13 protein-coding genes are annotated in these 14980 nt (G+C 76.2%); 4 read left to right on the top strand and 9 right to left on the bottom strand.

Annotated elements, in window-relative coordinates:
* From ACFQ11_RS28055 to grpE, 5 genes are all read right to left on the bottom strand, one after another.
* Positions 1-1208: GAP1-N2 domain-containing protein (locus ACFQ11_RS28055; RefSeq protein ID WP_449193616.1), on the bottom strand; the 1208-nt coding region annotated here is incomplete at its 3' end.
* Positions 1209-1210: 2 nt separating this feature from the next.
* Positions 1211-2494 carry a TRAFAC clade GTPase domain-containing protein gene (locus ACFQ11_RS28050; RefSeq protein ID WP_378303959.1) on the bottom strand — a complete coding sequence of 428 codons (1284 nt, stop codon included), beginning with the start codon at positions 2492-2494 and terminating at the stop codon, positions 1211-1213.
* Complete coding sequence (locus ACFQ11_RS28045; protein ID WP_378303957.1) at positions 2491-5142, bottom strand: hypothetical protein; 2652 nt, start codon at positions 5140-5142, stop codon at positions 2491-2493. Before ACFQ11_RS28045 ends, ACFQ11_RS28050 begins: the two co-directional genes overlap by 4 nt.
* Positions 5143-5250: 108 nt before the next feature.
* Positions 5251-6834: an Hsp70 family protein gene (locus ACFQ11_RS28040; RefSeq protein WP_378303955.1), complete on the bottom strand. Its 1584-nt coding sequence runs from the start codon at positions 6832-6834 to the stop codon at positions 5251-5253.
* A gap of 11 nt (positions 6835-6845) precedes the next feature.
* Positions 6846-7592 (bottom strand): nucleotide exchange factor GrpE, encoded by a 747-nt coding sequence (gene grpE / locus ACFQ11_RS28035; RefSeq protein ID WP_378303953.1) that lies wholly within the window; start codon positions 7590-7592, stop codon positions 6846-6848.
* 197 nt (positions 7593-7789) lie between these two features.
* Between grpE and ACFQ11_RS28030 the strand changes: the two genes are divergently transcribed.
* Positions 7790-8437, top strand: coding sequence for an ACT domain-containing protein (locus ACFQ11_RS28030; RefSeq protein WP_378303951.1), 648 nt, complete (start codon positions 7790-7792; stop codon positions 8435-8437).
* 264 nt (positions 8438-8701) lie between these two features.
* On the top strand, positions 8702-10252 hold the full coding sequence (locus ACFQ11_RS28025) for an AMP-binding protein (RefSeq protein ID WP_378303949.1): 1551 nt from the start codon (positions 8702-8704) through the stop codon (positions 10250-10252).
* Here ACFQ11_RS28025 and ACFQ11_RS28020 read toward each other — a convergent pair.
* Positions 10249-11166, bottom strand: coding sequence for a carbohydrate kinase family protein (locus tag ACFQ11_RS28020; RefSeq protein WP_378303947.1), 918 nt, complete (start codon positions 11164-11166; stop codon positions 10249-10251). The two genes, ACFQ11_RS28025 and ACFQ11_RS28020, sit on opposite strands and share 4 nt — an antisense overlap.
* 220 nt (positions 11167-11386) lie before the next feature.
* Between ACFQ11_RS28020 and ACFQ11_RS28015 the strand changes: the two genes are divergently transcribed.
* Together ACFQ11_RS28015 and ACFQ11_RS28010 are read left to right on the top strand one after the other, a co-directional pair.
* Positions 11387-12190, top strand: coding sequence for an enoyl-CoA hydratase (locus ACFQ11_RS28015; protein WP_378303945.1), 804 nt, complete (start codon positions 11387-11389; stop codon positions 12188-12190).
* Between the two features lie 59 nt (positions 12191-12249).
* Positions 12250-12660, top strand: coding sequence for a TIGR03668 family PPOX class F420-dependent oxidoreductase (locus ACFQ11_RS28010; RefSeq protein WP_378303961.1), 411 nt, complete (start codon positions 12250-12252; stop codon positions 12658-12660).
* Here ACFQ11_RS28010 and ACFQ11_RS28005 read toward each other — a convergent pair.
* The 3 genes from ACFQ11_RS28005 to ACFQ11_RS27995 form a co-directional block, all read right to left on the bottom strand.
* Positions 12657-12953 (bottom strand): hypothetical protein, encoded by a 297-nt coding sequence (locus tag ACFQ11_RS28005; RefSeq protein WP_378303943.1) that lies wholly within the window; start codon positions 12951-12953, stop codon positions 12657-12659. The two genes, ACFQ11_RS28010 and ACFQ11_RS28005, sit on opposite strands and share 4 nt — an antisense overlap.
* A 15-nt stretch (positions 12954-12968) precedes the next feature.
* Complete coding sequence (locus tag ACFQ11_RS28000) at positions 12969-13973, bottom strand: ADP-ribosylglycohydrolase family protein (protein ID WP_378303941.1); 1005 nt, start codon at positions 13971-13973, stop codon at positions 12969-12971.
* Between the two features lie 154 nt (positions 13974-14127).
* Complete coding sequence (locus tag ACFQ11_RS27995) at positions 14128-14955, bottom strand: AraC family transcriptional regulator (protein ID WP_378303939.1); 828 nt, start codon at positions 14953-14955, stop codon at positions 14128-14130.
* Positions 14956-14980: the final 25 nt, after the last annotated feature.

Raw genomic sequence — 14980 nt, 5'->3', positions numbered from 1 at the left:
GGGCGCTCAGCTCCGCACGCCCGTCCGAACCCGCCGCAGCGTGCGCGGGGGGCGGGGGGCCGCCCGGCCCGGCGGGCGGAGGGGTCGGAGAGGGCCAGCGTCGCCACGCGCAGATCGCACCGGCGGGCCGGCTCGGGGACGCCCGCCGCCCGGGCGGCGTCGCGGACGGCCACGGCCAGGTCGAGGGTCATGGACGGGACGCGCGGCACCAGCGCGCGCCACGTCCAGTCGGGCAGCGCGGGGCGCCGGGCGGCGAGCAGCGCCGCGAGCCCGCGTTCCTCGTCCGCCGTCACCGCCGCGGACGGCCGGCAGAGCGCGAGCAGGACGGCGGCGGCCTCGGTCCCGAGGCCGTCGAGCTCGGCGAGTTCGGCCAGCGCGTCGAGGCCCGCGAAGTCGGCGTCGCGCCAGCAGGCGGTGACGGTGCGGGCCTGCCGCGACGCGGGACCGTCCGGGACGCCCTCGCGCAGATCGACGGCCAGGGCGTGGGACGCGTGGTGCCGCACGTCCGTCCACACGCCGGGCGTCGTGCCCACGAGGTGCTGGGCGGCGCGCTGCGGGTCGGCGCTGTAGGTCACGAACGTCAGCCGTTCGGCGGCCGCGACGGGCAGCGAGTACGACACCAGCGCGATCCAGCGGGCGATCGTGTCGGCGTCGTCGGCGACGAGGACCACCCGGCCGTCGCCCGCCGCGATGCGCTCGCCGACCGCGGCGGCGAGGACGCCGAGCGTCCCGAACGGGTCGGCGGGGCCGGACGCGGGCAGCCAGCGGGCGAGGTCCTCGGGGGCGAGCGCCGCGCCGGGCGGCAGCTCGTCCAGCTCGTCCAGCCGGTCGCCGGGGGACGGGAGCGCCGCCCAGATCGGCGACCGCCACAGTTCCGCCGGGCGCACCCCTTCGAGCTCCTCGGGCTCGGCGATCACGGCGTGCCCGAAGAAGTTGCCGTAGCGGCCCGAGTAGTCCCGCCCCAGGTAGCGGCACCGCACCAGGACGGGACGGCCGTCGACCCGGTCGTACAGCAGCGACACCGGGAACCGGTCGAGTTCGGCGTCGCCCGGTTCGGCCGGGGCCTCCGGCGGCGGACGGTACGACAGGTGCGGCAGCACGCCCGCGCGGGCGCCCTCGGGCAGGCCGGGGGTCCCGGCGACGAACTGGAACCCGGACCGTCCGGTGGGGCCGCGCCGCACGGACGTGTAGTGGAGCTGCCACGCCATCGTCACTCGCCTTCCGGACGAACACCGTCGAGCATCCCGAACCGGTACAGCAGCCACAGGAGCGGATCCTCGGCGCGGTGCGGGCGGACGCCGCCCGCGCCGACCCGCCCGTCCTCGGGGACGCCGCCGAGCGCGGAGAGCGCGAAGAACGCGTGGTCGGCGTACTGCTGCCCGAGGTAGGTGTCGAGCTGCCCCGCCTGCCAGTCGTGCAGCAGCGCCCGCACCTGCTCGTGCACGGCGTCGCGGTCGTCGAGGTCGAGGACGCCCGCGCCGGTCCGGGTCCGGTGCAGCGCGGACTGCCGCAGCAGGTCGGGGCGCAGCGCGTCCATCTTGGTGAGGGCGACCGCGACCGGGACGGGCAGCGGCTCGCCGGGCCGGCCGCCGTGCCGCCCCCGCAGCGCGTCGGTGACGCGCGCGATGACGTTCAGCGGCTCGCTGTCGGGGTCCTCGCCGGGGACGCGCGGGGCGGGCACGGCGTCGCGCAGCCCCGGCCGCGCGCCCGGCAGCTCCAGCGGATCCACCAGGAAGATCACCGCGTCGGCGGCCTCCAGGTAGCGCAGGTGCAGGTCGGTGACCTCCCGGCTGCGCAGGTCCTCCCCGGCGGTGTCGAACAGGACGAGCGCGAGCGACTCGTTGCGGGCCCGCGCGAACCGGCTCCGGCGGGTGCGGGTCAGCAGGTAGACGAGGGGTTCGCGGGGGCTCGTCGCGGCGGACGCCGTCGTGGGCAGCAGCCGCCGATCCTCCAGCAGCGGGCGCGCGAAATCGCGCTTGTACCGTTCGATGGTGCGGTCGTCGCACGCCACCAGGGACGCGTCCAGTTCGGTGCCGACCCGGTTCATCAGCTCGTGCAGCAGCACCGCGATGTAGGTGCTCTTGCCCGCGTTCTTCGCCCCGACCAGCGCGACGATCCGGCCGGGGGAGTCGCGGTACGCCGGCGGCAGCGGGTTGTGGCAGCGCGGGCACACCCGGTTCCCGGTCGGACGGCCGCAGCCGGGGCAGTCGGCGCGGCCCGCCTGCGCGGCGCGGCGGTCCGGCGGGTCGAACACCGGCGGCAGCGACGCGCCCGCCGTCGACCCGGTGTACGCGGCGAGCGCCTCGTCGAGCACGGGCGCGCACCCCTGCTGCCGCCCGGCCCGCCCCCGGCACCGGAACGGGATCCGCCGCGGCTCGGCGGACGCGAAGCAGTACGGGCACGTCACCTCCCGGCGCCCGCCCGGCAGCCCCGGCAGCGGCACCCGCGCCAGCCCCGCCCGCGCCAGCCCCGCCCGCGGCCCGGGCCCGGTCATCGCCGCACCCGCAGCCGGTCGACGGGCGGGTCGGCCAGCTCGACGTCGTCGTCGGCGGTGAAGCAGCGCAGCCAGTACGGGCCGGCGGCGTGCGGCGCGGGCGCCGACAGCTCCCCGGGGACCGGCACCTGCTCCCACGCCCGCAGCGTCTCCCCGTCGCCCGCGCGGCGCGGCATCACGCGCCCGGGCCGCAGGACGAGCGACAGCCGGCCCACCCGGACCGGGCGGGACGCCGTCAGCCGGATCGTCAGCGACCGCCGCCACGGCGGGCCCGACCGCACGACGTCGTACCGCACGACCGTGCGCGCCGCGACGGCCGCCGTCACCGGCGGCCCCGTCGTGCGGGCCCCGCCGACCGTCCCGGCGGACGCGAGCGTCACCTCCACCGCCGCGTCCTCGGGCGCGGGCACCCGGACGCCGCCGTGCGCGTCGTACGCGGCGCGGCTCACCGCCGCGCGTTCCGGCGCGGCGCCCGCCACCCGGTGCACCAGCTCGATCTCGGTGACGTCGCGCGGCCAGTCGAACCCCACGTGGACGTGCCCGCCGCGCCGCTCGGCGACCACTCGGCGGGGCGGCGGCAGGTTCACGTGCCGGTGCGCGGCGCCGATCGCGGCGGTGCCCTCGGCGACCGTCACCGCGACCAGCCAGCCGCCCGCCCCGGGCCGCACCGCCAGCCGCCCCTCGCCCGGGGCGCTCCCGGCGGTCTCCGGGACCCGCCGCGTCGCCCGCCGCACCTCCTCCAGCGGGACGAGGGCGCTGCGCGGCCACGGCGGCTCGCCGTCCGCCAGCACCAGCTCCGCCCGGCCGTTCGCGGGCGGCGCGAACCGCACCCGGACCAGCCCCGGGTCGCCCGGGTCGGGCTCGGCGGCCAGCTCCATCACCGGGTCGGGCGGCGCGCTCGGCGTCACCGCCGCCCGCACGCCCGGGGTGACGACCTCGCGCCCGTCCCCGTCCAGGTAGACGGCGCTGATCCGGTAGACGTGGGCGCGGCCGTTCGGCACCCGCTCGCCGAACCCGTCGCGCCCCGCGGGCACGACCGTCCCGTCCCGGACGACCAGTATCCGGGCCGCCTCCGCCGGGGCCCGCCACCGGCCGGTGACGCGGCCGTCGCCCGGCACCAGCTCGACGCCGGACGGCTCCGGCCGCACCACCACGGGGCCCGCGACCGCGGGCGGCGCCGCCGCCTCGCCCCGCACCGCGACGACCCCGTAGTACAGCGGCGCGTTCACCGGCGGCTCCGGGTCCAGCCCGCCCCGCACCGGACGCCCGTCGGCCGGGCCCCGCGGCGGACGTCCGCGCCGCCGCACCACGTGGTACAGCACCTCGCCCGCCGTCGACGGCGACGGCTCCCACGACACCCGCACCGCGCCGCCGGCGTGCCCGTCGCCGTACTCGACGTCGGCCCGCACGGACGGGACGGGCGCGGGCGGGAGCCGCCGCTGGTGCTCGGCCGCGCCCGGCAGGTCCCGCACCAGCCGGAGCGCGTCGGCCAGCAGCCGCCAGGCCCGGTCCGGGTCGCGTTCGGCGGCGGCCGTCTCGCGCAGCCGCAGCGCCGTGTCGAGCCGCCGCCGCGCCTCCGCCGCCAGCAGCCGCTCCTCCGGCGGGTCCCCGCCGCCGTCGGGCGCCGGGACGTCCGACGCGTCCGCCAGCTCGGCCGCCGCGAACACCTCCCCGGCGTCCAGCAGCGCCCGCAGCCGGCCCGCGACGCCGCCCCGCCCGCCGGCCGCGTCGGGCCCGTCCTCCCGCAGGTCCAGGAACACCAGCCGCCGCGCGTCCCCGGCCGCGACGCCCAGGTCCTCGGCGGCGTGCCGCAGCAGCCCCCGGTCCGACGCCAGCTGCCGGAACCGCTCCCGCAGCCGGTCCACGATGTCGTACCGCAGGAGCTCGGCCGGGTCGGCGACCGACCGCAGCGCCGCCAGGACCGTCTCGGCGTGCGTGGTGCTCGTGTCGCGGGCCCGCCGCGCCCACCGCTCGCCGGCCGCCGCGACCGCCGCCGGGGCCGGGCGCGGCGCGCGATCGGCGCCGCCGCCGGGGGGCGACAGGGCGAACCCGTCGAGCACGTGCATCGGGCCGATCGGCCGGTCGCCGAACAGGAACCCGGCCAGGTGCCGCTCGCCCAGCACGTCGAGCGACTCCCGCACCTTCCGGAACGCCGGGTAGGGCGGGGCCGCCGGCAGCGGATCGGGCTCGCGCACCTCGATGCCGTCCGCGGCGGCGAGCCGGGCCAGCTCGTCCGCCGCCATCCCCCCGGCCCGCGCGATCGCCGCGACCTCGCCGGGCGTCGCCATCCGCGGTGCGCCCGCCGCGTCCACCAGCCGCGCCCGCGTCCCCGCCCGGCGCCGCTCCGCCCGCTCCGTCCCGCCGTGCAGCCGCTCCGCGAGGCCGCGCAGGTCGCCGCGTTCGGCGGCGGCGAACAGCGGCGCGAGCGTCCGGTGCTCGGCCTCCAGCCGGTCGATCAGGCGGCGGTACTTCAGCTGCCCGCGCGCCCGCCGCCAGCACTGCCGCACCTCCCGGACCCGCGCCGTGACGGCGTCCGGCTCCAGCGGGTCGGGCAGCGCGTAACGGACGCGCAGGTCCTCGGGCGGCTGGTCGCCCGAGGCCCGCGCGGGCTCCAGCACGTCCCGGCGGTACTCCTCGTCGAACGTCACGGCCGCTCTACCTCCTGTGGGGGCGACCCCCGACCCCCTCCGGCACCTCCATGAGCGAACTGCGGTCGCCGCGCTCCGCACGCCCGGACACGCGGCCCGGGCCCGTCCTCAGCTCACCCTGACCCGGGAGAGGGCCTTGCGCGAACGCTCGACCTCTTCCTCCGACATGCGGCCGACGTCCACCTTCAGGTCGAGCCGCTCGCCGGTCTCCTTCTCCACCGCCGTCACGTTCAGCAGCCCGGACGAGTCGAGCGCGAACGTCACCTCGACCGGCCAGCCCGCCTCCTTGCCCGGCGGCACCCGGATCTCCCCGGTCGCGATCTCGTTGTTGTCGCCGAGTTCCGGCGACTCGACGCTGCCCGCCTGCTCCATCACCCGGATGTCGGCGGACGTCTGGTCGTCGTAGACGGTGAAGAAGTCCTCGGTCTTCGCCGCGGGCAGCTCGTCGTTCGCGTGCACCAGGTGCGCGACGCTCTCGTCGCCGCTGTCCCGGTCCACCACGACGATCCCGAACGCGTGCGACGCGACCGTCCGGATCCGCCGTCCCGCGATCTGCTTCTGCTGCTCCGCCGACAGCCCCGCCCGGATCGCCATGTCGGCCGCGCGCTCCGCGGCGCCCTCCCGCACCAGCCGCCGGTACGTCTCCTCGAACGCGTACAGCGCCGCGCCCTTCGCCACCGCGAGGTCGGGGTCCTGCAGCCGGGGGATCATGCCCAGCTCGGTCTCCAGCCGCGCCGCGACCACCGGCATCTTCGTCGAGCCGCCCACCAGGACGAGGTCGTCGTAGTCGTGCACGCCCTTGTCGGCGGCCGCCGCGAGGGTCCGGCCGGTGATCTCGACCGTCCGGTCCAGGAGGTCCTTGGTGAGCTCCTCCAGCTTCTCCCGGGTCACCTCGACGGCCGCGACGCGCCCGCCGTGCATCACCCGCACCGTGTGCGCCGTCCGCGTCGTCAGCGCCTTCTTCGCGTCCTCGGCGTCCCGCCGCAGCTGCTGCTCGGTCTGCGGATCGTCCAGCGGGTCGCCCGCGTCCGGGTGCTCGGCGCGGAACCGCTCCGCCAGGTGCTCCACCAGCCGCGCGTCCCAGTCGGCGCCGCCCAGCTCGTGGTCGCCGTCGGTGCACACCACCTCGATGTGCCCGCCCCGCAGCGTGATCACCGTCGTGTCGAAGGTGCCGCCGCCGAGGTCGTACACCAGGATCGTCCGGTCCAGGTCGGGGTTCAGCACCCCGTAGTTGATCGCCGCCGCGATCGGCTCCGACACGATGTCGATGACGTTCAGCCCCGCGATCCGCCCCGCCTTGCGCGTCGCGTCCCGCTCCGCCGCGCCGAAGTACGCCGGTACCGTCACCACGACGTCGCGGGCCTCCTCGCCCGTCGTCGTCCGCGCGTCCGTCGCCAGCTTCAGCAGGATGAACGCCGACAGCTCCTCGGGCGTGAAGTCGATCCCGTGCATCGGGCGCGTCACGTCCCGGCCCATGTCCCGCTTGATCAGGCTGACGACGTTCGCGGGCTCCAGCACCGCGGTGTCCTTCGCGGTCGCGCCCACGACGACGTTCTCGCCGCTCTCGAAGTACACCACCGACGGCGTCGTGTCGGTGCCCTCCAGGTTCCGCAGGACCGCCGGCCGCCCCACGTCGTCGATCGCGGCGATGCAGGAGTACGTGGTTCCCAGGTCGATGCCGTAGACAGCCATGTCCCTCTCACCTATCGGTCCCGAGTCGAGTTGTTCATGCTCTCGCCGCGCCCGGCCGCCTCGTGGCGACTTGACCCGGACCTGACGATCGGAGCCGCCGGTTCCGGCGCGCCCGCGCCCTCGCCGCCCCCGCCGTCACCGGCCTCGCCGCCGTCCCGTTCGCCGTCCTGTTCGGCGCCGTCCTGTTCGGCGGCGTCCCGTTCGCCGTCACCGGCCTCGGCGGCGGCCGCGCCGTTCGCGGGGGGTTCGAGGCGGCCGACGCTGACGGCCGCCTTGCGCAGCACCCGGCCGCTCTCCTCGAACCCGTCGGAGCGCGCCTCGACGACGGTGCCGTCCCGGCCGGGCTCGGTGACCGCCGCGACCGCGACGGGCCGGTGCCGGGACGGGTCGTAGGGCTGGCCGGGCTCGGCCCGGAACCGCTCGACGCCCAGCCGGGCGAGCGCGTCCGCGACGTCGTCGGCCAGCGCGTCCAGCAGGTTCGCCGTCGCCCCGGCGTCGTCGGCGGTCGCGAGGCGGCGGGCCTGGTCGTGGACCCGGTACAGTGCCGCGCGGACCGGCTCCAGCATCGTCCGCAGCTCGCCCCGCCGCAGCCGCTGGTTCTCCTCGTGGAGACGGTCGATGACGGACTCGCGGTGCGCGGCCCGTTCGTGCTCGCGGTCCAGCCGGGCGGACAGCCCCGCCAGGGCGTCCCTGACCTCGGCGCGGAACGCCGCGTCGTCCCGGCCGTCCTTGACCGGATCTTCCCCGTCGCTCGACACGTGCAGTGACCTTAATGGTGAGGCGGCAAGAGGCGATAGAGCGCAGTTGACCTTCCGTGAACTCTAGTTTGACCCGAGCCCGCCATTCCAGCACCGAACTTGCCGAGTCTGCTTCCTCCGCATCTTCATCGGTGGGTAACAGGGGGGATACGGGGCTGTAGCACCCCGTGTGCACGATCGCGGGATAGGAGGTGACCGTGTTGCTGCGGATTCGCATACGACTGCCGGACCGCCCCGGGTCGCTGGGCAAGGTGGCGCGCACCCTGGGCGCCGCCGGCGCCGACGTCGTGCAGATGGCCGTGCTCGAACGCGACAACGGCCGGGCGCTGGACGACTTCACGGTGGTGTGGCCCAACGGTGCGGGCATCGGGCGGCTGGTGGACGGGCTCGGCGCCGTCCCGGGGGTCGAGATCCTCGGCGTGTGGCCCACCGTCGAGCCCGCGGGCGTCCATCCGGACGCCGCCGTCATCGGGCAGGTCGCGGCCGTGCCCGACCGGGGCCCGCAGATCCTGGCCGACGCGGTGCCCGGCGTCCTCAGCGCCGACTGGGCGGGCCTCGCGGAGATCGACGAGGACGGCCGCGCCGTGCTCGTGCACGCCAGCGTGGGCGGCGTGCTCCAGGACGAGCTGCCCGCCCTGGCGCCGCTCCGCCCGCGCGCCTTCACCGCGCCGGACGGCGCGCAGTACGCCGTCTGCCCGCTCGCCGCGGGCAGAGTCGTACTGGTCGTCGCCCGGACGGGCGCGCCGCCGTTCCACCGCACCGAGGTGTACCGCCTGGAGCAGCTCGTCGGCGCCGCGGAGACGGTCCTGGGCGCCGCGCCCGCCGGACTGGCCCGCACCCCCTGACCGCCCGCCCCGCCGCCCCCGGACGGCGCGGCACGAGGCGCGACCGCGAACCGTCCGGGCCCGTACGAGCGGGCGGGGGCGTCCGTGGCGGCCGGGGCGGGGCGGCGAGCCCGGCGGGGTGCCGACGGCGTGGTCGGTGCCCCGCCGGACCGGGGCGGCCGGTGCGGTGGAGCGGAGCGGACGCCGGTGGCTCGGGGCTGTTCTTCCTGGCGGCGGGTTGTCAGAATCACATTCTGGTTCATGTCGCGTCCCAGGAGGTGGCCGATGGCCGTTCTGCTCCGACCGTACGCCGAGACACGCCCCGACGAGCCCGCCCTGACCGACGAACGGGGGGCCACCGGCTGGCGCGACCTGAACGAGCGGACCGACCGGCTCGCGAGCGCCCTGCGGGGGCTCGGGCTGGGCGTGGGGGACGCGATCGCGATCCACTCGGGGAACCGGCGCGAGTACTTCGAGCTGATGTGCGCGGCGGGGCACATCGGCCTGCGGTACGTGCTGGTCAACTGGCACTGGACGGCCGACGAGCTGCGGTACGTGCTCACGGACTCGGGCGCGCGGGTCCTGTTCTCCGAGGACTCGTTCGGCGGCATCGCCCGGGAGGGATCGGACGGGCTCGCGCTGGAGGCGCGGGTCGCGATCGGGGAGCCGGTCGAAGGGTTCGTCCCGTACGAGGAGTTCGTCGCGTCGGGCGAGCCGGGGGAGCCGGCCGGCCAGAGCATGGGCGCGCCGATGATCTACACGTCGGGCACCACGGGACGGCCGAAGGGCGTGTCCCGCAAGCTGCTGGGCGCGGGCGCGCCGATCGAGACGTCCAAGCTGGTCGCGGACGGGTTCGCGGAGATCCTGCGGATCCCCGGGGACGGCCGGTCGCTGCTGGTCGGGCCGGTCTACCACTCGGCGCAGTGGCTGTGGTCGCAGGGGTTCCTGCTCGGCGGCCGGGCGGTGGTGATGCGCCGGGACTTCGACCCGGCCGAGACGCTGCGGCTGATCGACGAGCACCGGATCACGAACGTCCACCTGGTGCCGACCCAGTTCGTCCGGATGCTGCGCCTGGACCCGGACGTGCGCGCCGCGTTCGACGGGTCGAGCCTGGTGTCGGTGTGGCACGGCGCGGCGCCGTGCCCACCGGAGATCAAGCGCCGGATGATCGAGTGGTTCGGCCCGGTCGTGCACGAGTACTACGGCTCGACGGAGTCGTCGGTGAACAGCGTGATCACGGCGGCGGAGTGGCTGGAGCGGCCGGGCAGCGTGGGGCGTCCGCTGCCCACGACCGAGGTGCGCGTGCTGCGGGAGGACGGCGGGCCCGCGGCCCCGGGGGAGACCGGGAGGCTGTGGTTCCGGTACGCGGGCGGCGAGGACGTCGAGTACTGGGGCGACGAGGAGAAGACGCGCTCGATCCACCGCGACGACGGCCTGTTCACCACCGGGGACGTCGGCTACCTCGACGAGGACGGCTACCTGTTCCTCGCGGACCGCGCCATCGACATGATCATCAGTGGCGGGGTGAACATCTACCCGGCGGAGATCGAGGGCGTGCTGATCACCCACCCGGCGGTGCGGGACGTGGCGGTGTTCGGGATCCCCGACGAGGAGTTCGGCGAGCAGGTGAAGGCGGCCGTCGAGCTCGCCGACGGCGTCGAGCCGTCGGACGCCCTCACCGGTGAGCTGGTCGCGCACGTCCGGGGGAGGCTCGCCGGGTACAAGGCGCCGCGCTCGGTCGACTACGTCGACGCGATGCCGCGCACGCCGACCGGCAAGCTCTACAAGCGGCTGCTCCGGGACCCGTACTGGGAGGGCCGCGCCCAGAAGATCTAGTCCAGCAGCGCCAGGACCGCGTCCAGGTCGGTGAGGCCCGCGTCGGAGCCGAGCCCCTGGGCGACGGTCGCGGCGGCGGCCGTCCCCCAGCGGGCGGCCTCCGCCACGGGCCGGGACCGGACGAGCGCGGTGACGAAGCCCGCGCAGTAGGCGTCGCCGCAGCCGGTGGTGTCGACGACGTCGACCGGCAGGGCGGGCAGGTGCCGCACGCCGTCGGCGGTCGCGAGCAGGCTGCCGTCGCCGCCGAGGGTGACGACGACGGTGGCGGGGCCCTCGGCGCGCAGGGCGAGCGCGGCCCGCTCCGGGTCGCTCTCGCCGGTCATCGCGGCGGCCTGCTCCCGGTTCGGCAGGACGTGGTCGACGTGCGGGAGGAACGCGGCGGCGCCCTTGAGCAGGTCGGGCAGGTTCGACAGCAGGTCCATCGTGACGATCGTGCCGTTCGCGCGCGCGGCCTCGAGCATCGCGAAGAACGCCGGGTCGTTCAGCCCGGAGGTGACGTCGGGGCCGCCGAGGTGGACGGCGTCCGCGGCGACGAGCAGGCCCCGTTCGACGGCCGCGGGGGTGAGCGTCAGGTTCGCGCCCGGGACGTGCAGGCTCGGGCGCCCGCCGTCGCCGCGGATCGGCAGGACGGACGCGCTGGTCTGGTCGGCGGTGCGCCGCACGAGGCCGGTGACGTCCACGCCGTTCCGGTTCATGATCGCGGCGAGCAGGTCGCCGAGGTCGTCGTCGCCGATCGCGCCGACCGACACGACCTCGTTGCCGAGCCTGGCCAGGGCCACCGCGGTCCCGGCGGCGGCGCCCGCGGCGGTCGCCCGGATCTCCTCGACGACGATCGTGTCCCGGCCCGCCGGGACGCCCTCGACCGGGCGCGCGAGCACGTCCAGGATGTGCGCGCCGAGGGTGACGACGGTCATGTTCGCGCTCCCTTGATGATCGTCCGGCCCGTAGCGTACGCCTTGACGGCCGATGAAGGTGAGGGATGTTCACGATGCTGCCGGAGGAGGAGCGGGCGGCGCTGTGCTGGACGGGCCGTGGGCCGGCCGAGACGGGCCCGGTGACGGGCGGGGGCCGGTGCCGCCGGAGTTCCCACCCTTGTAACCTAACGCTTGTTAGGTACCCGTCGAAAGGGGTCCCATGGGACTCGTCCTGACCGGCAAGCCGCGCCCGCACGTCACGCAGATCACCCTGAACCGGCCCGAGCGGATGAACGCGATGGCGTTCGACGTCATGGTCCCCTTCCGCGAGGCCCTCGAGGCGGCGAGCCGTGACAACGACACCCGCGCCGTCGTGATCACCGGCGCGGGCCGCGGGTTCTGCTCCGGCGCCGACCTGGAGTCCCCGGGCCCCATCCCCGGCATCGAGGGCCTCACCCTGTCGACGATCGCGCTCCGCTCGATGGAGCTGCTCGACGACGTCGTCCGCGCGATGCGCCGCGTCCACCAGCCGGTGATCGCCGCCGTCAACGGCCCCGCGATCGGCGGCGGGTTCTGCCTGAGCGTCGCCGCCGACGTCCGGCTCGCCGCCGACACCGCCGTGTTCCGCGCGGCCGGGATCAACAACGGCCTCACCGCCGCCGAACTCGGCCTCGGCTACCTGCTGCCGCGCGCCGTCGGCTCCTCCCGCGCCTTCGAGATCATGCTCTCCGGCCGGGACGTCGACGCCGCCGAGGCCGAGCGGATCGGGCTCGTCTCCCGCGTCGTCCCCGGCGCCGGGCTCCTCGACGCGTCCCTCGACCTCGCCGAGCGCATCGCGGGGTTCAGCCGTCCCGGCGTCGAGCTGACCAAGCGGATGCTGTGGGCGGGCCTCCACGCGGGCAGCCTCGACGCCCACATGGACGCCGAGGGCCTCGGCCAGCTGTTCGTCCGCCTCACCACCCAGAACTTCGAGGAGTCGATCAAGGCGCGGAAGGAGAACCGCCCGCCCGACTTCCAGGACTGACCGCCCCGGCGGCCGTGGCGGTGCGGGCCCGCGTGTGACAGGCTGCGCGTGTGCCCAGGATGCCGGTGGACGATGCCCTTCACCTGCTCGCGGGCGCGCCCGTCGCGCGCCTCGCCACCGTCGGGGAGGACGGCCGCCCCCATCTGGTCCCGGTGACGTTCGCCGTCCACCGCGGCGCCGTCCACATCGCCGTCGACCACAAGCCGAAGAGCACCCGCGACCTGCGGCGCCTCGCGAACATCCGCGCCAACCCCCGGGTGGCGCTGCTCGCCGACCACTACGACGACGACTGGACGCGCCTGTGGTGGGTCCGCGCGGACGGCCACGCCCACATCGTCGAGGAGCCCGGCCGCGTCCGCGAGCCCGTCCGGCTCCTCGCCGGCCGCTACCGCCAGTACCGGGAGAACCCGCCCGAGGGCCCCGTCATCACGATCACGATCGACCGCCTCACCGGCTGGACGGCGTCCTAGGCCTGGCCCTCGAGGGTCAGGAACAGGACGCCGTCGACGAACACCTGGTACGTCGACGGGCGGAGCCCGGAGAGCAGCACCTTGCGCTTCTTCTCGATCAGCACGTCGTGCCGCTCCCGATGGCCGACGAGGAACCGGAACCGCTCCGTCAGCCGCACGCTGAACATGATCGACTTCGTGTCGACCGGGTGCCCGTCGACGCTGATCCGCACCTTGCCCCACATGCGGTCGAAGAAGAACTCGACCCGGTGCCGCTCGTACCGGCCGACGTCGAACCAGAACTGCTCGTGCATCCTCGCTCCGCCCCGTCAGTCCCAGGCCGCGCCGAGCTTCGCGAGCTCGTCCGCGTACTCGATCCGGCCCGCCCACTCCGCCGGCCAGGCGTCCATCCCCAGGTGCGCGCCCGCGAACGCGCCCGCCAGGCACGCGATCGAGTCGGAGTCGCCCGAGCTCGCGGCCCCGCGCCGGATCGCGCGCACCGGATCGTCCGGGAACAGCAGGAAGCACAGCAGGCCGGTCGCGAGGGCCTCCTCGGCCACCCAGCCGGCGCCGGTGAACTCGCACGGGTCGGTGGCGCGGTCGCCGCGTGCGACGGCGTCCACGAGACGGTCGAGCACGTCCCGGCACTCGTCCCAGCCGCGCGAGATGAACGTCTCCGGGTCGGGCATGCCCGGCCGCCGCCACAGCGTCCCGAGCCACCGCTCGTGGTAGACGGCCCGCTGCTCGAGGCACCGGTCGCGGAGCGCACCGGGCAGGTCCGCCGGGGCCGTGCCGTCGGCCAGCCACCGGACGGCGAACGCCGTCAGCTCGCTCGCCGCCAGCCCCGTCGGATGCCCGTGCGTCATCGCCGCCTGCAACTGCGACGCCCCGGCGCGCGTCTCGTCCGTCAGCCCCGGGGCCAGCCCGACCGGCGCCACCCGCATGTTCGCGCCGCACCCCTTGGACCCGGTCACGGTCGCCTCCACCCACGGCTTGTGCGCCTCCAGGCCCTCGCACGCCCGCAGGCACGTATTACCGGGCGCCCGGTCGTTGTCGGGGCTGCGCAGCCAGTCGACGAACCGGCGCCGCCACATCGGCGTCACGAGTTCGGGGGTGAACGGCGGGTTCGCCAGCGCGTCCAGCAGCCCGAGCCCCACCGCGATCGCCATCTGCGTGTCGTCGGTGACGAGCGCCGGATCGCCGTCGAGCCCCTCCGGCCCGTCCGGCCCGAACCGCCGGTGGATCTGCCGCATGGTGAGGAACTCGGTCGGTGCGCCGAGGGAGTCCCCGTACGCCAGCCCGAACATCGCCCCGCTCGCCCGTCGCCCGCTCATGGAGGGCATTGTTCGCCCAACGGGCGATCTTCCGCAACGCGGACCGCCGCGCGACCAGGCCGCTTCCCGTCCTCGCCCGTCCCGCGCGCGCCGCTGGACGCACGCCCGGTCGGCCAGTCCGGTCGGCCCGCCCGGTTCGCCGGGCACGCGGGCATCAGCCCGGTCCCCACGTGCGCGACCGGCCCCGCGCGTCCCGGAAGACGCCCGGCGTCACGCCGTAGGACCGGACGAACCAGCGCGTCAGGTGGCTCTGGTCGGCGAACCCGGTGCGGGCCGCGACGTCCCCGATGGCCGCCCCGCCCGCGAGCAGCCGCCGCGCCGCCCGCAGCCGCAGCTGCCGCTGGTAGTCGCTCGGCGCCATGCCGAACTCCCGCCGGAACGCCCGGTACAGCGCGAACCGGCTGCACCCCGCCGCCTCCGCCAGCTCACCGGCGCCGACGTCGTCGAGGAACCGCTCGTCCAGCAGCCGCCGCGCCCGCACCGCGACGCCCCCGGCCGCGCGGCGCCGCAGCCGGTCGGTCGCGGCCCGCGCGACCAGCGCCCCCACGGACGCCGTCAGCAGCTCGTCCCGCCGCAGCGCCGCGGCGCCGCCGAGCAGCGCCGCGTGCAGGGCCCGCAGATCGCCGGCCAGGACCGGATCCGCGACGACGGGCGCCGCGAACAGCGGCGGCCCCACCGGCCGGCCGGCGATGTCGGCCAGGACGTCCGCCACCAGCTCGGGCCCGAGATGGACGATCCGGTACGTGAAACCCAGCTCGTCCGCCGGGTGCCCGTCGTGCGGATCGTCCGGGTTGAACGCGATGACCATCCCCGCGGCGCTCGTGTGCGCGCCGCCCCGGCACCGGAACGCCTGATGGCCGTCCTCGGTGACGCCGAACGAGTACGTCTCGTGGCTGTGCCGGTGGTAGGCGTGCCGCTCGAAGTGCGCGTGCATCGCCTCCAGGCCGCCGTCGGGCGACCGCCAGTACCGGCTCCACTCCATGCCCCCATTCTGCGCACGAGCGTTC

The organism is Actinomadura sediminis, from assembly GCF_042675525.1.
Classification (GTDB): Bacteria; Actinomycetota; Actinomycetes; order Streptosporangiales; family Streptosporangiaceae; genus Spirillospora; species Spirillospora sediminis.
The sequence above is the reverse complement of the archived record's forward strand: the minus strand, read 5'-3'. Positions and strand labels throughout refer to the sequence as shown.